Consider the following 18,597-nt stretch of genomic DNA (forward strand, 5'->3'; position numbering starts at 1 on the left):
GTGACGCTCCGCGTCACCCCCTCAATGCGGCCGGACGCGGAGCGTCCTGGGCGGCGTCACCACGCAGAGCGTTGGGAACGAGCAGATCAGAATTCGATGCGTACATCACCCTTCGGCACACTGCAGCACGACAGGATGTAGCCTTCAGCCTCGTCTTCTTCGGTAATCCCGCCGTTGTGCTCCATCTCCACTTCGCCGCCCAGTTTCATCACCTTGCACGTACCGCAGATGCCCATGCCGCAGGCCTTGGGGATCAGCAGGCCGAGCTTGGCCGCTGCGGCATGCACCGTTTCCCCCGGTGCCACGCGAATGCTTTTGCCGGACGCGATAAATTCCACTTGATGCAGGTCTGCCAGGTCGATCTCCGGCGCATCCGCCGCTTGCTCGGCCTGCTCCACCGCATCGGCACGGGCTTCGGGCGGCGTCGCGCCAAACGATTCCTCGTGATAACGGGTCATGTCGAAACCGGCAACTTCCAGCAAACGCTTCACCGCGTTCATGTACGGCGTAGGGCCGCAGCAGAACACTTCGCGCTCAAGGAAGTCCGGCACCATCAGCTCCAGCATCTTGTGGTTCAGATAGCCGCGATACCCGGCCCAGGGTTCGCCCAGGCCGTGTTTTTCGCAAATCAGGTGCAGGCTGAAGTTGTCGATCCGCGACGCCATGTGCTCCAGCTCGCGGTGATAGATGATGTCCTTGGGCGAGCGGGCGCTGTGGATAAACGTCATGTCGACGTTCGCGTTGGTGTCGTAAAACCAGCGCGCCATGGACATCACCGGCGTGATCCCAACGCCGCCGCTGAGGTACAGCACTTTCGGGCTTGGGAAGTCGATGGCATTGAACAGCCCGACCGGGCCGTGCACCGCCAACTCCTGGCCTTCGTGCAAAGTGTCGTGCAGCCAATTGGAAACCCGGCCGCCCGGTACGCGCTTGATGGTCACCGAGAAGCTGTAAGGCACCGACGGTGAGCTGGAAATGGTGTACGAACGCATGATCGGCTGGCCTTCGATTTCCAGCTCCAGGGTGACGAATTGCCCCGGCTTGAAAAAGAACAGGATCGGCTGATCGGCCATAAAACAGAAGGTGCGCACATCCCAGGTTTCCTGGATGACTTTGACGCAACGGACGATGTGCCGACCATTGGCCCAGGTCTGGGTGGTTACCGGATTCAGGAAATTATTGGACATGTTGTTCTCCACCGCCGACGTCGGCCTTATGGTGGCGATTCTGCGTAACGCGAGAACCACCCATTTACCTATCTGCGACATTCACATACTTACGGCGACCAGCCCCCAAAGACAGGGGCTTGCGCGTCGGGATCAGATTGGGCCATGTCGCCCATGGATAAGGTTCGACGTTACGCCGGGCCCACACTCGCTCCCAACAAAGACGCGTTCTTTACGCCTTGCACAGCACCAACCGTAGCCACTATTCGCCGGCCACACAGAATGGCCATGAGGACACACACGATGGACGTCACCGCAACCTTAAGCTTGGGCGATCCGCTGGAACCCGCACGCAAGGCCACCGCGCAAATGCTGCAAGAGCGCGAGCGCACTTTTTCGCTGCCGCAGCCGTTCTACTCTGATGAGCGGCTGTTCGATATCGACATGCAGGAGATCTTCCAGAAAGAATGGTTGATCGCCGGCATGACCTGCGAAATTCCTACCAAGGGCAACTACCTGACCCTGCAAGTGGGCAAGAACCCAATCATCGTGATCCGGGGTGCCGATGGCGTGGTGCATGCGTTTCACAACGTGTGCCGCCACCGTGGTTCGCGCTTGTGCACCAGCGAAAAGGGCAAGGTCGCCAAGCTGGTTTGCCACTACCACCAGTGGACCTACGAGCTGGACGGCCGCCTGCTGTTCGCCGGCACCGAGATGGGCGCCGATTTCGACATGAAGCAGTACGGTTTGAAGCCGGTGAACGTGAAGACCGCTGGCGGCTATATTTTTATCAGCCTGGCCGAAAACCCGCCGGCCATCGATGACTTCCTGTCGACGCTCAGCCATTACATGGAGCCCTACGACATGGAGAACACCAAGGTGGCGATCCAGACCACCTTGTTCGAAAAAGCCAACTGGAAGCTGGTGCTGGAAAACAACCGCGAGTGCTACCACTGCAACGCGTCGCACCCGGAGCTGCTCAAAACCCTGCTGGAATGGGACGACGTCACCGACCCACGTGCCGACCAGGCGTTCAAGGACCACGTAGCCGCCTCCGCCGCCGCCTGGGATGCCGAGAAGATCCCTTACGCCCACGCCAGCTTCGGCCTGCGTAACCGGATTGTGCGCATGCCGCTACTCAAGGGCACCGTGTCGATGACCCTGGATGGCAAACAAGGTTGTGCCAAGCTCATGGGCCGCATCAAGAACCCGGACCTGGGCTCGATGCGCATCCTGCACCTGCCACATTCCTGGAACCACTGCATGGGCGACCACATCATTGTGTTCACCGTGTGGCCCATCAGCGCCCAGGAAACCATGGTTACCACCAAGTGGATCGTGCACAAGGACGCCGTGGAAGGCGTGGACTACGACGTGGAACGCATGCGCCAAGTGTGGGACGCCACCAACGACCAGGACCGCCGCCTGGCCGAAGAGAACCAGCGCGGGATCAACTCCACCGCCTACCAACCCGGCCCGTACTCCAAGACCTATGAATTTGGCGTGGTGAATTTTGTGGATTGGTACAGCGAGCGCATGCTGAGCAACCTGGGTGCGGCGCCGGCGCCTTATCTCAAAGGCGTAGCTGCTCACGAATAACGCTTGTTTGGGAGCGGGCTTGCCCGCGATGGCATGGTGTCTGTCAAAGTCTGTATTGGCTGATAGACCGCTATCGCAGGCAAGCCAGCTCCCACATTTGAACAGATTAGCTGTTCAAAATTCGATCAGCTCTGATACAGCCCTTTACCACCCTGCCCTCCAGCCTTTACCCAACAACTTATCCACAAAGCCACCCACAGCAATTGTGGGCAATTGCGTCGTGGACGAAAATTAAATCAAGAAAATCCGTGACTTATTCAAACTTCCGGGTTTCAGCTCAAGCTGATCATTTATTGATCAAACCTCCAAGAGCCTTGTTTGGCGTGGCTTGCAGCGGTAAGCGAACACCTTATCCACAGATGCGCCAACAGACTTTGGGGGCAACTTTGTCTGGGCTGTGGAAAACCACCTAAAGTCGCTATTTCCGCGGGTCATGAGACGTTTTAAGGGTTAAATACAGTGTTTTGGTGATTTTTTAACCAACCCTCTGTAGGCCTCGTATTACCTGGCCTACAACGGATAGCGAACATCTTATCCACAGATCCGCCAACAGACTTTGGGGGCAAGTTATAAAATCCGCTTAGCTTTATCCACAGCAAAACCCTAGAGAAAACCGCCACTTAGCCTGATCATTTTTCAGCCAATAGCGCACAGGCCTTTAAATACCTGCCCTGCGGACAAACACAAACACCTTATCCACAGGCACGTGCACAGCGATTGTGGGTAATTGCCCGCTTGTCCGTTCCTTGTGCGGAAACGCTCAAATTTAAACTTCATCTACACTCTTTCTTGCAGTTATATCCATTGGCCCAGGTGAGTACAGAAGTCCTTGGCGCAAAAGAGGAGATAGACCGGTGACGTGGCAGGGCAATCCCAGCCATCACCGCGCCAAAGGTTTTACGCTGATTGAATTACTACTGACGCTGGCCTCACTGGCCACGCTTTCGACAGTGGCTTATCCGCTGACGGCGCTGATGGGTCAACACATTCGGGAACTCGACTTGCAGCGTTCGCTGCGAGAAATTCGCTATGCCATCGATGCTTACAAAACGCTAACAACACACTGAGCGTTCCAGCAGTTCGGGACTTGTTTGTCTGAATTGAAGGTGGACTAGAGCATGAATAATTTACAGCAACATACGAACGTTCTCATCAAGTGGCTGCTGGCAGCGGTGCTTCTGGCCCCCCTGTTGGTCATGGCACACGGTGCCGTCGATGAGCCGGTATCACGCCAGGTTCATTGCAAAGCGCTTCCAGATTTCTGGTCGGGAAACCCCAGCGATCCAGGATGCGCGGCGTTAGCCAAAACAAGCGGACAGTATCCAGGCCAGCAATGGAATGAAGTTGCCCATTTAATTGCTGCCCCGGGGTATAACGACCCGGAAATCGTTAAAAAAGCAGTTCCAGATGGGCAGCTATGTTCAGCAGGTGACAAGAAGAAAGACGGCCTTAACTTGGTGTCAAATGATTGGTACCGGACGGACGTCACGCCTCACGACGGTAAAATGAACGTTCGCATCATCGGTACGGCCCCTCACGTCCCCAGTTTTGCAAAGGTATTCCTGACAAAACCTGGCTTTGATCCGACCACAGCACCGCTGACCTGGAATGATTTGGTCCTTATCCATACCGAGCAACTGACAGTCGCTCAAACCGACTGGGGCACCAGGCCGCCTGCCATTTCGTCTTCGGGGTACTTCAGATTTCCAGTGCCTATCCCTGCAGAACAATTCGGCAACGCGACCCTCTTCGTGCAATGGCAACGAATTGACCCGGCCGGGGAAGGATTCTACAACTGCAGTGATATCAATATTATCGGGGCAGGCGTTCCCGAGCGGTGGTTTGATCTGGGGCAATTCATCGATGCCGTCATGAAAGACCTCACCCCAGGAAACGCCGTTCACTTCCGTATTCTGGACAACACGCCACAAGCGAAAGAGGTCGTAGACATTACCCTGCCCATTGACGCAAACAATCTGGACGCGAAGATATGGGGCCCGCAACTGGCCAATCAAATCCCTTCAAGCATCGCCAAAGTAGGGGAAAAAGACGGCAATGACATTGTGTTCAACACGGCTGATCCGCAGGTCAATTCGGTATTCGTACAGGTCAAGGGTTACTCCAAGGCCATGGCGATAGTCGAAGCGGGCGGTGGGGAATACCCCGCGTACGTGCCGAACAAGAGCCCCCCTTACAAGCCAGGTGACGTTGTATCTAACAAGGGCGCCAATTATGTATGCAAACCCTACCCAAATAGCGGCTGGTGCTCGCAATCACCCAGCTATTACGAACCTGGTGTAGGCAGCCAATGGAACGATGCGTGGGATAAGAAAGACTGAGAAGTAAAATGTCTGTTGCGAGACAAACGCTGTGGTGTATACAGCGTTTGCCTCGCTATCTTTTCAGAGGAGCTTAGCGAACCACGCCTTCCTCTATCAGCAACTTGAGAATCGCCTGCGCGCCCTCTTCGGCGCTGACGCCCTTGAGCACCTGCCCCCCACCCCCACTGGCCTTGGCTGTGGCAGCTTTCATACGATCGGCGCCGCTCTTGGCCTTGATCACCTTGAGGCGCTTGGGCCGCGGTTTGGCCGGTTGCAGCAGTGCGTCTGTGAATAACTCATCCTGTTCAATCTCGACGTCATGGGCTGCCAACTCACCCCGTTGCGCCGGGCCGTAGGCGCTCTGGCGTGGTTTGGGCGCGGCGTTATCCACAGTGGCAAGAAACGGCAGGCGCACCTTCAAGCGCCGCCGCTGGCCGCGAGGCAGCGCCTGCAGCACCAGGGCTACGCCGGCGTCGATGGACTCCACCTGCGCCAGCCCCACAATCAGCGGCCAGCCCAGTTGTTCGGCCAACAGGAACGGCAGCATCCCCGAACCTTCGCCGGTTTCTGCCTGGCTTCCGGTCAGTACCACTTGGGCGCCCGCGTCGCGCAGATACTCGCTGAGCACCGGCAACGCGTCGGCGCCCGCCGGCTGTTCGAGTACCTGCAGTTGCGGCAGGCCCATGCCCAGGTAGCTGCGCAGGGTCGGCTCGCTGACATCACCCGCGTGCAGCACCTGCAACTTATCCCCAGCCAGTTGCAGCCCCAACTCTACCGCGCGCGCGTCCTGCTCGGCACGGCGTGGACGCCCGGAGGTGGGGTGAGCGCCGATGGATACCAGGCTGAATACAGTGTTGGTCATGGTCATATCCTCAGGCTGCATCGCGCTTGGCGCCGTTGCGGTAGGTCTCGACCGCCGCGATCAAGGCTTGCAGAATCGCGGCGCTTTCGCCGATCACCGACAGGTCGGCACGCTTGATCATGTCGCACCCTGGGTCGAGGTTGATCGCCACCACCTTGTCGCAGGCACCGATGCCTTGCAGGTGCTGGATCGCCCCGGAAATCCCGACGGCCACGTACACCCGCGCAGTGACCCAGGTGCCGCTGGCGCCGACCTGGCGATCGCGCGCCATGAAGCCATCGTCCACTGCCACCCGCGAGGCGCCTTCGGTGGCGCCCAGGGCCGCGGCGGTCTGGTGGAATAGCGCCCAGTCCTTTACGCCGTTGCCACCGGAGAAAATGAACTCTGCCTCGGCCATCGGAATCGCGGCCGGGTCGACCGCCACCGCGCCGAGATCTTCGATACGCGGCAAACTGCGCGCCAGGCCTGTGGATAACTCCACGGGCAAGACTTCGTGGCGGGTTTCGCTGACCGGATCGGCACATTCGGCGGCGGCGAGGATCAGACGGGGCAACGGTCGCGCCAGGTCTTCCTGGCCGGCACCGGCACGGCCGATGCACTCCTCGCCCTTGATCTGCCACACCCGCGTCGCCGGGCGTTCCTTGAGGCTGGCGGCAAAGCGTCGCCCCAGTTCGCCACCACCGCTGCGGCTATCTGGCAGCAACCAGTTGCGCGGGCTGAATTGGTTATCCACAGCGCGCAGGCCCTGCACCCGTTGCTCCGGTGCATAACCCTCGAACTCATGCCCTTCCAGCACCAGCAGACGGTCAACGCCGGCCGTGGCAAAGGCGCTTTCCTTGTGTTCACCGAATACCACCGCCAATACCGCGCCGTCACTGCCAGCCAACTGGCGCGCCAGGCCAAGCAGGTCACGGTCGTGGCTGCTCAGACGGCCACCGACCATGTCCGGCACCACGTTGATGTAGAACGCCGGGGTCGGCACCTGATGCAGCGGCAATTGCACTTGCACTGCCGCGCTGCGCTTGGCCGCGCCGCCCTGCTGGGCACCGCTGCGGTCGATGCGCTTGATGCCGTTGGGCCCGATAAAACCGACACCATGCACGTTTTTGCGAATGATACCGTTGGGCCCCATCCAGCTGTGTTGCACCGGCTGCATCGCCGCGTGCAACGGGTGCAGGCGGTTACGGGCGATCCATTCGGCCCGGGGGTCGCGGCGGATAATATCGCTCATCAGTGCACCTCCGCAGGTTCACGCTTGAGGGGGACTTTGGCCGGCGCGGCGTCTTCAAGCAACGCGTCGGCTACCAGTTCGGCGATGTCTTTGATCAACGGGCGCGGTTCGACCACGCCTTCAAGCATCGCGGTGCATTGCGGGCAACCCACGGCCACCAGTTCGGCACCGGTCTCGCGGATATCGTCCATGCGCATATCGGGGATACGTTGCTTGCCGGGGATGTCTGTGATCGGCGCGCCGCCACCGCCACCGCAGCAGCGTGAACGGAAGCCCGAGCGTTGCATTTCCTTGACCTCGATACCCAACGCCCGCAGCACTTGGCGCGGCGCCTCGTATTCACCGTTGTAGCGGCCCAGGTAGCAGGGGTCGTGGTAGGTCACGCTGTTGCCTTTGTGCTGGCCCAGGTTCAGCGCGCCCTCGCCAATCAGCTCGGCCATGAAGGTGCTGTGGTGCTGCACCCGGTAGTTGCCGTTGAAGGCACCGTATTCGTTTTTCAGCACATGGAAACTGTGCGGGTCGCAGGTGACGATGCGCTTGAAGCTGTACTTGGCCAGGGTCTGAATATTGCGCGTGGCCAGCAGCTGGAATGTCGCCTCATCGCCGAGGCGCCGCGCCACGTCACCGCTGTCGCGTTCTTCCAGGCCAAGCACGGCGAAGTCGACCTTGGCGGCCTTGAGCACTTTGACGAAGGCGCGCAGGGTACGTTGGTTACGCATGTCGAAGGCGCCATCGCCGACCCAGAACAGCACATCGCAACTGCCTTTGTCGCTGAGCAACGGCAAGTTCAGGTCTGCCGCCCAGTTCAGACGACCACCGGGTGCGAAACCGCCGGGGTTGTCGGTAGCGATCAGGTTTTCCAGGACTTCGGCGCCCTTGTTCGGCGTGGCGCCTTTCTCCAGGGTGAGGTGGCGACGCATGTCGACGATGGCGTCTACGTGCTCGATCATCATCGGGCACTCTTCCACGCAAGCGCGACAGGTGGTGCACGACCACAGGGTCTCGGCGTCCACCAGGCCGTTGACGATCGGCTGGTGCGGGTTGCCGCCGTGTTCGCCCACCGGTTTGCCGGGGTACGGGCTGCCGGCGAACTTGGCATCGGTGCCACCGGCCAAGCCGACCACCATGTCCTGGATGAGTTTTTTCGGGTTCAGTGGCTGGCCCGCGGCAAACGCCGGGCACGCCGCTTCGCACTTGCCGCACTGCACGCAGGCGTCGAAGCCGAGCAGTTGGTTCCAGGTGAAGTCCTTGGGTTTTTCCACGCCCAGTGGCGCGGTTTTATCGCTCAGGTCCAAGGGTTTCAAACCGGTGGAGCGGCCGCCGCCAAAGCGTTCGGCGCGGCGGTGCCAGGCCAGGTGCAGGGCACCGGCGAAGGCGTGTTTCATCGGCCCGCCCCAGGTCATGCCGAAGAACATTTCGGACACGCCCCACAACACGCCCACGCTCAGCAATGCCGCGAGCAGCCAGCCGCCGAAATCGACGGGCAGAATCCCGGCCACCGGCAAGGTCACCAGGAAGAAGCTCACCGAGAAGGCCATCAGGCTTTTCGGCAGGCGCATCCACGGGCCTTTCGACAGGCGAGCAGGCGGATTGCGGCGGCGCAGGTACATGAAGATCGCGCCGACAAACATCAATGTCGACGCCAGCAGCAGCGCATAGCCAAGAATGCGGCTCTGCAGGCCGAAGCCGTGCACCAGGATCGCCAGCAGCGCCGACAGCACAAAGCCGAGCGCCGTGGCTACGTGGGTGTTGGCGATGTATTTGTCACGGGCGACCACGTGGTGCAGGTCGACCATGTAACGCTTGGGCATGGCCAAGAGGCCACCCAGCAGGTCGACTTTGGACGCGCGGCCACGGCGCCACATGTTCACCCGGCGCAAGGCGCCGAGGACGGCGAGGCCCAGGGCGGCAAACAAGAGAATAGGCAGCAAGGTATTCAACATGGTGAAGCTCCCACGAAGATCGTTCCCACGCTCTGCGTGGGAATGCATCCTGTGACGCTCTGCGTCACGACCTTAAAAGCAGACGCGGAGCGTCCAGGGCGGCATTCCCACGCAGAGCGTGGGAACGATCAGGTGCGTCAGAAATCCTTGCACAAGCGCAGGGCGTCATAGATGGCGGCGTGGGTGTTGCGCTGGGCCACACAGTCACCAATGCGGAACAGCAAGTACCCCTCGCCCGCCTCGCTCAAGCATGGCTGCGGCTTGATCGCAAACAGCGCTTCAACGTCGATCTGGCCCTTGTTGCGCGAACCTTCCTTGAGCCCGTAGTAAATGGCCTCGTCCGGACGCACGCCGTTCTCCACCACCACCTGGTCGACCACCCGCTCCTCTTTGGCGCCGGTGTATTCGTTTTCCAGCACGGCCACCAGCTTGTCGCCCTCGCGGTAGACCTTTTCCAGCATCATGTCGCCGGTCATGATCACTTCCTTGGGGTACATGCTGCGGTAGTACGTGGGGAACGACGTACCGCCGATTGCCACGCCTGGCTTGATGTCGTCGGTGACGATCTCCACCTGGCTGCCTTTGTCGGCCAGGAAGTCGGCCACCGACATCCCGGTGAATTCACAGATGGTGTCGTACACCAGCACGTTCTTGCCCGGCGCAACCTTGCCGTCGAGCACGTCCCAACTGCTCACTACCAAGCCTTCGGCGGCGCCCCAGTGTTCGTTCTGCTCGATGAACGGGTGCCCGCCCACCGCCAGCACCACCACGTCCGGACGCACGTCCAGGATGGTCTCGGCATCGGCTGCAACACCCAGGCGCAGGTCGACTTTCAAACGCGCCAGCTCCAGTTGATACCAACGAGTGATACCGGCGATCTGGTCACGTTGCGGCGCTTTCGATGCCGTGGTGATTTGCCCGCCGATAAACTCTTTTTTCTCGAACAGCGTCACGTCGTGGCCACGTTCAGCCGCCACGCGCGCGGCTTCCATCCCGGCCGGGCCGGCGCCCACTACAACCACCTTGCGCTTGGGCCCGGTGGACTTCTCGATGATGTGCGGCACGCCCATGTATTCACGGGAGGTCGCAGCGTTCTGGATGCACAGCACATCCAGGCCCTGGTACTGGCGGTCGATGCAGTAGTTGGCGCCCACGCACTGCTTGATCTGGTCGATCTGGCCCATCTTGATCTTGGCGATCAGGTGCGGGTCGGCGATGTGCGCACGGGTCATGCCGACCATGTCCACATAGCCGCCTTCCAGAATACGCGTGGCCTGGTTCGGGTCCTTGATGTTCTGCGCGTGCAGCACCGGAACCTTGACCACTTCCTTGATGCCGGCCGCCAGGTGCAGGAACGGTTCCGGCGGGTAGCTCATGTTCGGGATGACGTTGGCCAGGGTGTTGTGGGTATCGCAACCCGAGCCCACCACGCCGATGAAATCGAGCATGCCGGTGTCATCGTAGTACTTGGCGATTTGCTTCATGTCCTCGTGGGACAAGCCGTCCGGGTGGAACTCGTCACCGCACAGGCGCATGCCCACGCAGAAGTCATCCCCCACTTCGGCACGCACGGCCTTCAACACTTCCAGGCCGAACTTCATGCGGCCCTCGAAGCTGCCGCCCCATTCGTCGGTACGCTTGTTGACGCGCGGGCTCCAGAACTGGTCGATCATGTGCTGGTGCACAGCCGACAACTCCACCCCGTCCAGGCCACCGGCCTTGGCCCGACGCGCAGCCTGGGCGTAGTTGCCAATCACACGCCAGATTTCTTCCGGCTCGATGGTCTTGCAGGTGGCACGGTGCACCGGCTCACGCACGCCGGACGGCGACATCAGGGTCGGCCAGTTGAAGCCGTCCCAACGCGAACGCCGGCCCATGTGGGTAATCTGGATCATGATCTTGGCGCCATGCTTGTGCATGGCATCGGCCAGATTCTGGAAGTGCGGGATGATGCGGTCGGTGGACAGGTTCACCGACGCCCACCATTCCTGCGGGCTGTCGATGGCCACCACGGAGGAGCCACCGCAGATCGCCAGGCCAATACCGCCCTTGGCTTTCTCTTCGTAGTACTTCACATAGCGGTCGGTGGTCATGCCGCCGTCGGTGGCATACACCTCGGCATGCGCAGTACTGAGCACGCGGTTGCGGATGGTCAGTTTGCCGATCTGGATCGGCTGGAACATTGCTTCGAAAGCCATGGCACGGTCCTCGGCTTACAACGGTTTGACGGTGAACAGGCCATCGTCGTGGCCCTCTTCGGAGCCTCCGTAGACTTGTTCGGCGACAGTGCGGATCTTGCTGCCACGGGCCTCAAGAATCTGGTCCATGGCGCCGGCAAACCAGCCAGTGAACATGTAGTCCACCTTGCGGCCGACCTTGCCGTACACGTAGACGAACGCCGAGTGTTCCAGCTTGACGCTGGCGGTGCCTTTGTCCAAGTCGATGTCCTGGATTTTGAACAGGCCCCAGCCGCGTTGCGACAGGCGTTTCATGTAGTGTTCGAACACCGCGACGCCTTCCAGGCCGTGGCATTCGGCTTCTTTTTCACACCAGTGCCAGGCGGATTTGTAGCCGGCCTTGTAGAGGATCTCGGCGTAGGCGTCAGCGCCCAGCACTTCTTCGATACCCATGTGGTTGTTGACGAAGAAGTGGCGTGGCACATATAGCATCGGCAGGGCGTCGGAGGTCCAGACACCGGTTTCGCTGTCGACTTCAATTGGCAATTGCGGGGCGATCTTGGCCATGGAAACTTAACTCCAGAAAATTCGTTTTGATGCCCCGCCACGCGGATGGCGGCGGGTGAAGGATTAAGCGAGCAGTGGCTTATTCGCCCCAGACGTCTTTCAAGACGTTGACCCAGTTCTCGCCCATGATCTTGCGCACCACGCGCTCGCTGTGGCCGCGCTTGAGCAGGGTCTCGGTGAGGTTGGGGAACTCGCCCACGGTGCGGATGCCCAGCGGGTTGATGATCTTGCCGAAGCTGGTCAGGCGGCGGGCGTAGCCCTTGTCATGGGTGAGCATTTCGAAGAAATCCTGGCCATGGCCCTGGGTGAAGTCGGTGCCAATGCCGATGGCGTCTTCACCGACGATATTCATGGTGTATTCGATGGCTTCGGCGTAGTCGTCGATGGTCGAATCGATGCCCTTGGCCAGGAACGGCGCAAACATGGTCACGCCGACAAAACCGCCATGGTCGGCGATGAACTTCAGCTCTTCATCGGACTTGTTGCGCGGGTGCTCTTTAAGCCCGGACGGCAGGCAGTGCGAGTAGCACACTGGCTTTTTCGATTCGAGGATGACCTCTTCGCTGGTCTTGGAGCCCACGTGGGACAGGTCGCACATGATGCCGAAGCGGTTCATCTCGCCGACAATCTCACGACCGAAACCCGACAGGCCGCCATCGCGCTCATAGCAACCGGTGCCCACCAGATTCTGGGTGTTGTAGCACATCTGCACCACGCCAACGCCGAGCTGCTTGAAGATCTCGACATAGCCGAGCTGGTCCTCAAAGGCATGGGCATTCTGGAAACCGAAGATGATGCCAGTCTTGCCCTGCTCCTTGGCGCGGCGGATGTCAGCGGTGGTTTTCACCGGGATCACCAGGTCGCTGTTCTCACGGATCAGGGTCTGGCTGGCGACAATGTTATTGATCGTGGCCTGGAAGCCTTCCCACACCGACACCGTGCAGTTGGCGGCGGTGAGGCCACCTTTGCGCATGTCTTCGAACAGGTCGCGGTTCCACTTGGCAATAATCAGACCGTCGATAACGATGCTGTCGGCGTGCAACTCGGCTGGGCTCATCAGGCGTCCCCTTATTGGCGATTCATGCGCCGAATCGTCTGCCGGCGCTTTGGGGCCAGCATATGCCCAGGCACCGACGGAGCCGGGTGCAAAAACGACAGGGGAATTGCCGAAAGCGTCAATCCACGACAAAGACTATGCAGACATGCCTGACTGGCGGCTGTTCTTTGTCTGACGCTTGAGCCAGAATTGCGCATCACGTGATATGAGACGGCGCAATGAAATCGATTTTCCTGGCTTTGGCACTCATCGCAACCACCGCCCACGCGGCCGAAGACACCGACAGCACGCCGTGCGACGGCATCGAGAACGACCAGCAAACCCTGGAATGCGCCACCTATAACAAAACCACCGCCGAGCAATTGCTCAAGGATAACTATCAGGGGTTGCTGGAGCGCATGGGTTCGACCTACGGCAGCGACAAGACCAAACTGGCGGACATTACCGCCCGTCTGAAGGACGCGCAGCAAAAGTGGGAAAAACTGCGGGATGCCGATTGTGCGGTGGACACCTTCCCGGCAGTCACCGGCACCAAGGCCTATGCGATTGCGCACAACGACTGCCTGGCGCGGATGAGTGATGAGCGGTCGGAGTTTTTGGAGTCGATTGGGCAGGAGTAAACACCCTTCACGCGACCAGGCCGCGCAAAGGGCTGCGCCACGCTCAAGCCATGAAAGGTGACTTGAACGGCCTTTTGGTCAAGGGTGAGGCTGGCTCGTAGGCATACCCCAGCGCGGTGATATCCATCACCTCACGGATACGACGAGTCCAGGGTTTGATCACATCATCGTAATTATGCCCGGTGGGGCCATCCTGCATCGGGCAGTAATGAGGCGCCAGTGCGGGCTTATCCAGCATCATTTGCGCCTGCCAGTCGGCCCAGATTTTGTCGATGAAACAATGATGCAGGAAAAATACTGGATCTTCGGGCGAGGTCATCGCCAGCATGTTGCCGCCAATCCATAAATGGACGCGGTTGTGCAATTGAGAACCAGGGGTGGTGACTTGCGGGTCGCCCTTCTGAGTGATCCAGCCTTCGAGTCGGTTTCTAAAGCCTCTATTGAACGGACTCGACGTGTAGTTCGGCTCGTCATACAGCTCTTCATTCATTGCCATCTGCAAGTCCGCGGCCGTCGGCAGCGAGTTGACCAAACGTGAGAACTGGCGCTTTAACCCCGCCCCCGGCAGCCCATCTTCCGGATAGGCAGGCACCGGCCAATTGCCGTATCGGTACGCGAAGGGTCCATCCTGCACCCTGAATTCATCGGCAGCGTCACCGTCCCCCCCCAGCAGGCTTTGCTCCCACACCGGCGAATTCGTCGGGTCTGCCGCGTCCAATGTCCAATCCCAGTAAGGCAGCGTGATACCGGGCGTGATGGCCTGAAGGTCGGCTTCCAACTGCAACAACATTTCACGATGCCAGGGTAAAAAAGCCGGCCCCAAGTGGGCGCCATTACGATAGTCGGGATCTTGGGGTTCATCAGGGTGAACGGTAGGTACCATCACTGCGTGATGCCAATGCACATACTTGTCGTATCCGCCATTACCCTTAAGGGCCAACAGCGTATTGGTAAACGCTAGCCGTTCAGGCCCGCTCAGTTTTCGAATTTCCTTGCGAATATTCATTGCCCGCCCCCCTCGTCGCAAAAACATGGGACCGCGTGCCGGCCCCTGCTGCGAATCTAGTTGGGGAACCCATCAAGATCTACTGTCAGATCTGACAGTATCAGCACTATCTCCGACGGATGGTCAGCTCCTCTCGAACGAACCGAGCCTGTTACCATCCGTGCCCTCTTTTCCTGCTCAAGGCAACGCCATGATTATTTGCGGCATCGAAATCAAAGGCAGCGAAGCCATCATCGCCCTCGCCGCCCTGGACAACCAGGCGCTGACCCACGTCGCCCTGGCGACCAAGAAAATCGCCCTCGACGATGACGATGAAGCGGCCAACGTCAAAGCCTTCGCCGCTCAGGTGAAAGCGTTTGTGCAGGACAACGCCATCACTCGCATCGCCATCAAGAAGCGCAGCAAAAAAGGTGAATTCGCCGGTGGCCCAACGACGTTCAAGATTGAAGGGGTGCTTCAACTGCTGGAGGGGGTGGAGGTGACGCTGTTGTCGCCGCAGACCATCAATGCGCAGAACAAAAAGCACACCTTTGATCTGCCAGCGACGCTTAACAAGTACCAGCATGAAGCCTACAAGGCGGCATGCTCGGCCCTGGTAAAGAAATAAACCACCTCCGCTCTCTTTAGAAGCCGACCTTTTAGCGCGGTGTAAGGCTCTTGTGTTGCAGCCAGTCACCGAAGGTGTTGTCCTCCAGGGCATAGCCGCCTCGGCTCGACTTCCACACCAGTTCCTTGTCGCGCAGGGCATCGATGCAGGCTTGGATGGTCTGGGTACCCGGCACCACGTCGCTACCCATCTTTTCCAGCGCCTTGCTGACCGCCGTGAGGGTGCTATCGGTGAATGGCGCGAAGGGTTCGTTGTTTTGAGAACGCTCCACCATCACCTCCAGCACGGCGCGCTGCGGGATGGTCAGGGCGTTCCAGGCGCTTTCGAACTCGGTCCATACACCCGCGCGCAGCAGTTCTGCGCGACTGTGCAGCAGTTGGCCAAGATTGCTCGCCTCGCCCAACTCCAATGCGACTTCACCGATGATCGTGCGCAACATCTCGGGACGCCGACCTACCCGCTCAAACGCCTCATCAATATCAGCCGCGTTGAATTGGTTGTTCTGGGCCAGGTGCGCGTTGAGGTGCACGGTGTAGGCCTGGGTGAACGCTTTGCCCAGCAGCGGAAACGGCGTGATGCTGGAACCGAAGAATGGCTGGCTTTTACCCAATACCAAATGGGCGAGTTTGTCGCGATTGGATCCGGTAAACACCAGGCGCAAACCGCTGCCCTCCTCGTCACGGCCTTGGTTGAGCTGATCCCGGGCAGCCTTCAACGCGAACATCGCATTGATACCCGACTCGGTGGTTATTGCGTGCTGTGCTTCGTCAATCACCAGTACAACGGGTTTTTCTGCAGCCCTGTGGAGCAATTCCAACGCTTGGGTCAGCGTCGCACCGACAGGCAATTGTGGCTTGGTAAAGTCCCAGGAAAGCGTACGCAGAAAGCTTAGTTTCTCGATGCCAATGTTCTTTGCCAGTTTGCGAATGCCCTTTTCAAACGGCACCAACGCCCCCGCAATGGCACTCGCGATCAGCTCGGCGGGGTCTTTTTCCTTGTCGGCCCACAGGTCGACATACACCGCCAGCCAGCCCCGCATCTGACATTCCGGAATCAGGTCTTCGCGCAGAAAAGTGCTTTTGCCCGTGCGTCGGGGCGCCGCGAGAAACAGGCCGGAGGTGAAATCCTGAATACCGGCCCCCACCAGGCCATCGGCAATACTGCTTGCCAGGGTGGGGCGGCGAAACACAAAGCCGCTGTGCTTGGACATGGTTTTATACTCAATTATGGAAATGACTATAAATTATAGTAAAGAGTATAATTAACTATAATTGTCTGTCAAACCACCTCCCGTCGCCGATCCTCCCGCGGGCATTTGGCAAACCTTGCGCGATAGCTCCTGGTGAAATACGACGGTGACTCAAACCCGCACGCGATACTCACTTCCAGCACGCTCATGTCGCTCTGGCGCAGCAGTTTTCGGGCTTTTTCCAGGCGCAGGCCCAGGTAGAAATTACTGGGGGTGTCATTCAGGTGCAGGCGAAACAGCCGCTCCAGTTGGCGTCGGGTGACCTTGATCGTTTCGGCCAGGGCCAAGGTGCTCAGGGGCGGTTCGGTGTGCTGTTCCATTTCGCCGATCACCTGCACCAGTTTCTTGTTATTGATGCCGTAGCGCGTGGCGATCTGCATGCGCTGGTGGTCCTTGCGAGGGCGGATGCGGCCAAGTACGAATTGCTCGGAAACCTGGATCGCCAGCTCCGGGCCGTGGGCCTGGGCGATGAGATCGAGCATCAAGTCGATGGACGCGGTCCCGCCGGCGCAGGTGATGCGGCGCCGGTCGATTTCGAACAGTTCCTGGGTCACGCTCAGGTGCGGATAGGCTTCCTTGAAGGCGTCGATGGCTTCCCAGTGCAAGGTCAGGCGGTGGCCGTCAAGCAGGCCCGCTTCGGCCAACACGCAGGCGCCGGTGTCGATGGCACCAAGAGTCACACTCTCATGGTCGAGGCGGCGCAGCCAATGCTCCAGGGCGGGCGTGGCGAACTGCAGGGGTTCGAAGCCGGCCACCACCAGTAAGGTCGCGCCTTTTTTCAACGGTTCCAGCGCGGCATCGGCGTTGACCGACATGCCGTTGCTCGCCAGTACCGCGCCGCCATCGGCACTCAAGATGTGCCAGCGGTACAGCTCGCCGCGAAAGCGATTGGCCACGCGCAACGGTTCCAGCGCGGAGATAAAACCGAGGGCCGAGAAACCCGGCATCAGCAAGAAATAGACATCCTGGAACATGGTGGCGCTCTCGTCGGACGGGCAGCGTGGTCACTGTGATACGCCAGTTCAACCGGCCATTCAAGAGCACAGGTCGCTGCAGTGCAAGAGCGGGTCGCCGCCGTGCGCTTTGCGGGGCGCCAAGCTGCGTAACGTGATCCCACGGCGCACAAAGACGCCGGCACCCACAATAACGACCTGCCGAGGGCTCCACCCATGAACCGACTGATCAGCCGCTGCGTACTTGCACTCAGCGCCAGCGCCATTTTGAGCACTAACGCCCTGGCATCGGATGCCGCTTCATGCCAGAACGTACGCATGGGCGTGGTCAACTGGACCGACGTCATCGCCACCAGCGCCATGGCCCAGGTGCTGCTCGATGGCCTCGGCTACAAGACCAAACAAACCAGCGCGTCCCAGCAAATCATCTTTGCCGGTATACGTGATCAGCGCCTGGACCTGTTCCTTGGCTACTGGAACCCGCTGATGACCCAAACCATCACGCCGTTCGTCGACGCCAAGCAAGTCAAGGTCCTCGAAAAACCCAGCCTGGAAGACGCCCGCGCCACCCTCGCAGTGCCGACTTATCTGGCGGACAAGGGCCTGAAAACCTTTGCCGACATCGCCAGGTTCGAGAAAGAGCTGGGCGGCAAGATTTATGGCATCGAGCCGGGCTCGGGGGCCAATACGCAGATCAAGGCGATGATCGCCAAAAACCAGTTCGGCCTGGGCAAGTTCCAGTTGGTGGAGTCCAGCGAAGCGGGCATGTTGGCGGCCGTAGACCGTGCCGTGCGCCGCAAGGAAGCCGTGGTGTTCTTTGGTTGGGCACCGCACCCGATGAACGTCAATGTGGCGATGACTTACCTCACCGGCAGCGAAGATGCCCTGGGCCCGAACGAAGGCATGGCCACCGTATGGACCGTGACCGCGCCGGCCTACGCCGAGCAGTGCCCCAACGTGCATAAGTTGCTGACCAACCTGACGTTCACCGCCGCCGACGAGAGCCGCATGATGCAACCGCTGCTGGATCACAAGGACGCCATCGAGTCCGCCAAGCAGTGGCTCAAGGATCACCCACAAGACCAGGCGCGCTGGCTGGAGGGTGTGACCACCTTCGACGGCAAGCCGGCTGCTGCCAACCTGCAACTGACCCGCAAATAACCCTATTTGGACCACCGTGTCGCAGCCGCTCCAGGCCGCGACACGGCGCCCTGCGCCTTGAAATCACCCGCCTGTAAG

Annotated in this window: 16 protein-coding genes; 6 read left to right on the forward strand and 10 right to left on the reverse strand. The window is 59.8% G+C overall.

What is annotated here, in order from left to right:
- Positions 1–86: 86 nt before the first annotated feature.
- On the reverse strand, positions 87–1,187 hold the full coding sequence (gbcB, locus tag BMH52_RS11550; RefSeq protein WP_014720237.1) for a glycine-betaine demethylase subunit GbcB: 1,101 nt from the start codon (positions 1,185–1,187) through the stop codon (positions 87–89).
- A gap of 282 nt (positions 1,188–1,469) precedes the next feature.
- Here gbcB and gbcA point away from each other — a divergent pair, with 282 nt between their 5' ends.
- The 3 genes from gbcA (at position 1,470) to BMH52_RS11570 (ending at position 5,104) form a co-directional block, all read left to right on the forward strand.
- Complete coding sequence (gbcA, locus tag BMH52_RS11560; RefSeq protein WP_014720238.1) at positions 1,470–2,765, forward strand: glycine-betaine demethylase subunit GbcA; 1,296 nt, start codon at positions 1,470–1,472, stop codon at positions 2,763–2,765.
- An 854-nt stretch (positions 2,766–3,619) separates the two neighbouring features.
- The gene (locus BMH52_RS11565) at positions 3,620–3,832 is read left to right on the forward strand and encodes a prepilin-type N-terminal cleavage/methylation domain-containing protein (protein WP_019817447.1); all 213 of its coding nucleotides are present in this window, start codon (positions 3,620–3,622) and stop codon (positions 3,830–3,832) included.
- Positions 3,833–3,883: 51 nt separating this feature from the next.
- Positions 3,884–5,104, forward strand: coding sequence for a lytic polysaccharide monooxygenase (locus BMH52_RS11570; protein ID WP_060766810.1), 1,221 nt, complete (start codon positions 3,884–3,886; stop codon positions 5,102–5,104).
- A gap of 73 nt (positions 5,105–5,177) precedes the next feature.
- Here BMH52_RS11570 and BMH52_RS11575 read toward each other — a convergent pair whose 3' ends face one another.
- The 6 genes from BMH52_RS11575 to BMH52_RS11600 all read right to left on the reverse strand — a co-directional run bounded on the left by BMH52_RS11575 (position 5,178) and on the right by BMH52_RS11600 (position 12,923).
- Entirely contained in the window at positions 5,178–5,954 is a 777-nt protein-coding gene (locus BMH52_RS11575; RefSeq protein ID WP_165901703.1) for an electron transfer flavoprotein subunit beta, read from the reverse strand.
- A gap of 4 nt (positions 5,955–5,958) precedes the next feature.
- Complete coding sequence (locus BMH52_RS11580) at positions 5,959–7,179, reverse strand: electron transfer flavoprotein subunit alpha/FixB family protein (RefSeq protein WP_073843764.1); 1,221 nt, start codon at positions 7,177–7,179, stop codon at positions 5,959–5,961.
- Positions 7,179–9,122 carry a dimethylglycine demethylation protein DgcB gene (gene dgcB / locus BMH52_RS11585; protein WP_073843766.1) on the reverse strand — a complete coding sequence of 648 codons (1,944 nt, stop codon included), beginning with the start codon at positions 9,120–9,122 and terminating at the stop codon, positions 7,179–7,181. Before dgcB ends, BMH52_RS11580 begins: the two co-directional genes overlap by 1 nt.
- A gap of 137 nt (positions 9,123–9,259) precedes the next feature.
- Positions 9,260–11,320: a dimethylglycine demethylation protein DgcA gene (gene dgcA / locus BMH52_RS11590; protein WP_014720244.1), complete on the reverse strand. Its 2,061-nt coding sequence runs from the start codon at positions 11,318–11,320 to the stop codon at positions 9,260–9,262.
- A 15-nt stretch (positions 11,321–11,335) separates the two neighbouring features.
- Positions 11,336–11,866 carry a DUF5943 domain-containing protein gene (locus BMH52_RS11595; protein WP_005792152.1) on the reverse strand — a complete coding sequence of 177 codons (531 nt, stop codon included), beginning with the start codon at positions 11,864–11,866 and terminating at the stop codon, positions 11,336–11,338.
- 79 nt (positions 11,867–11,945) lie between these two features.
- The gene (locus BMH52_RS11600) at positions 11,946–12,923 is read right to left on the reverse strand and encodes a dipeptidase (protein ID WP_073843769.1); all 978 of its coding nucleotides are present in this window, start codon (positions 12,921–12,923) and stop codon (positions 11,946–11,948) included.
- A gap of 218 nt (positions 12,924–13,141) precedes the next feature.
- On the opposite strand from BMH52_RS11600, the gene BMH52_RS11605 reads away from it, so the two are divergent.
- Complete coding sequence (locus BMH52_RS11605) at positions 13,142–13,543, forward strand: lysozyme inhibitor LprI family protein (RefSeq protein WP_014720247.1); 402 nt, start codon at positions 13,142–13,144, stop codon at positions 13,541–13,543.
- A gap of 43 nt (positions 13,544–13,586) precedes the next feature.
- Here BMH52_RS11605 and BMH52_RS11610 read toward each other — a convergent pair whose 3' ends face one another.
- Positions 13,587–14,549, reverse strand: coding sequence for a tyrosinase family protein (locus BMH52_RS11610; protein WP_032902308.1), 963 nt, complete (start codon positions 14,547–14,549; stop codon positions 13,587–13,589).
- A 190-nt stretch (positions 14,550–14,739) separates the two neighbouring features.
- Between BMH52_RS11610 and BMH52_RS11615 the strand changes: the two genes are divergently transcribed.
- The gene (locus BMH52_RS11615) at positions 14,740–15,156 is read left to right on the forward strand and encodes a DUF3010 family protein (protein ID WP_014720249.1); all 417 of its coding nucleotides are present in this window, start codon (positions 14,740–14,742) and stop codon (positions 15,154–15,156) included.
- A 31-nt stretch (positions 15,157–15,187) separates the two neighbouring features.
- On the opposite strand, the gene BMH52_RS11620 is transcribed toward BMH52_RS11615, so the two are convergent.
- Positions 15,188–16,366, reverse strand: coding sequence for an ATP-binding protein (locus BMH52_RS11620; protein ID WP_073843771.1), 1,179 nt, complete (start codon positions 16,364–16,366; stop codon positions 15,188–15,190).
- A 68-nt stretch (positions 16,367–16,434) separates the two neighbouring features.
- Positions 16,435–17,379: a GlxA family transcriptional regulator gene (locus tag BMH52_RS11625; protein ID WP_032902306.1), complete on the reverse strand. Its 945-nt coding sequence runs from the start codon at positions 17,377–17,379 to the stop codon at positions 16,435–16,437.
- A 195-nt stretch (positions 17,380–17,574) separates the two neighbouring features.
- Here BMH52_RS11625 and BMH52_RS11630 point away from each other — a divergent pair, with 195 nt between their 5' ends.
- Positions 17,575–18,519: a choline ABC transporter substrate-binding protein gene (locus BMH52_RS11630; RefSeq protein ID WP_073843773.1), complete on the forward strand. Its 945-nt coding sequence runs from the start codon at positions 17,575–17,577 to the stop codon at positions 18,517–18,519.
- Positions 18,520–18,597 lie beyond the last annotated feature (78 nt).

The sequence above is a fragment of the Pseudomonas sp. BTN1 genome, from assembly GCF_001907715.1.
GTDB lineage: Bacteria > Pseudomonadota > Gammaproteobacteria > Pseudomonadales > Pseudomonadaceae > Aquipseudomonas > Aquipseudomonas paracarnis.

Bases quoted from the DNA above. Each gene is read 5' to 3' on its own strand.
- gbcA (WP_014720238.1), top strand. From the start codon at position 1,470: ATGGACGTCACCGCAACCTTAAGCTTGGGCGATCCGCTGGAACCCGCA.
- BMH52_RS11595 (WP_005792152.1), bottom strand. From the start codon at position 11,866: ATGGCCAAGATCGCCCCGCAATTGCCAATTGAAGTCGACAGCGAAACC.
- BMH52_RS11605 (WP_014720247.1), top strand. From the start codon at position 13,142: ATGAAATCGATTTTCCTGGCTTTGGCACTCATCGCAACCACCGCCCAC.
- dgcA (WP_014720244.1), bottom strand. From the start codon at position 11,320: ATGGCTTTCGAAGCAATGTTCCAGCCGATCCAGATCGGCAAACTGACC.
- gbcB (WP_014720237.1), bottom strand. From the start codon at position 1,187: ATGTCCAATAATTTCCTGAATCCGGTAACCACCCAGACCTGGGCCAAT.
- BMH52_RS11580 (WP_073843764.1), bottom strand. From the start codon at position 7,179: ATGAGCGATATTATCCGCCGCGACCCCCGGGCCGAATGGATCGCCCGT.
- BMH52_RS11615 (WP_014720249.1), top strand. From the start codon at position 14,740: ATGATTATTTGCGGCATCGAAATCAAAGGCAGCGAAGCCATCATCGCC.
- dgcB (WP_073843766.1), bottom strand. From the start codon at position 9,122: ATGTTGAATACCTTGCTGCCTATTCTCTTGTTTGCCGCCCTGGGCCTC.
- BMH52_RS11630 (WP_073843773.1), top strand. From the start codon at position 17,575: ATGAACCGACTGATCAGCCGCTGCGTACTTGCACTCAGCGCCAGCGCC.
- BMH52_RS11610 (WP_032902308.1), bottom strand. From the start codon at position 14,549: ATGAATATTCGCAAGGAAATTCGAAAACTGAGCGGGCCTGAACGGCTA.
- BMH52_RS11620 (WP_073843771.1), bottom strand. From the start codon at position 16,366: ATGTCCAAGCACAGCGGCTTTGTGTTTCGCCGCCCCACCCTGGCAAGC.
- BMH52_RS11575 (WP_165901703.1), bottom strand. From the start codon at position 5,954: ATGACCATGACCAACACTGTATTCAGCCTGGTATCCATCGGCGCTCAC.
- BMH52_RS11600 (WP_073843769.1), bottom strand. From the start codon at position 12,923: ATGAGCCCAGCCGAGTTGCACGCCGACAGCATCGTTATCGACGGTCTG.
- BMH52_RS11625 (WP_032902306.1), bottom strand. From the start codon at position 17,379: ATGTTCCAGGATGTCTATTTCTTGCTGATGCCGGGTTTCTCGGCCCTC.
- BMH52_RS11570 (WP_060766810.1), top strand. From the start codon at position 3,884: ATGAATAATTTACAGCAACATACGAACGTTCTCATCAAGTGGCTGCTG.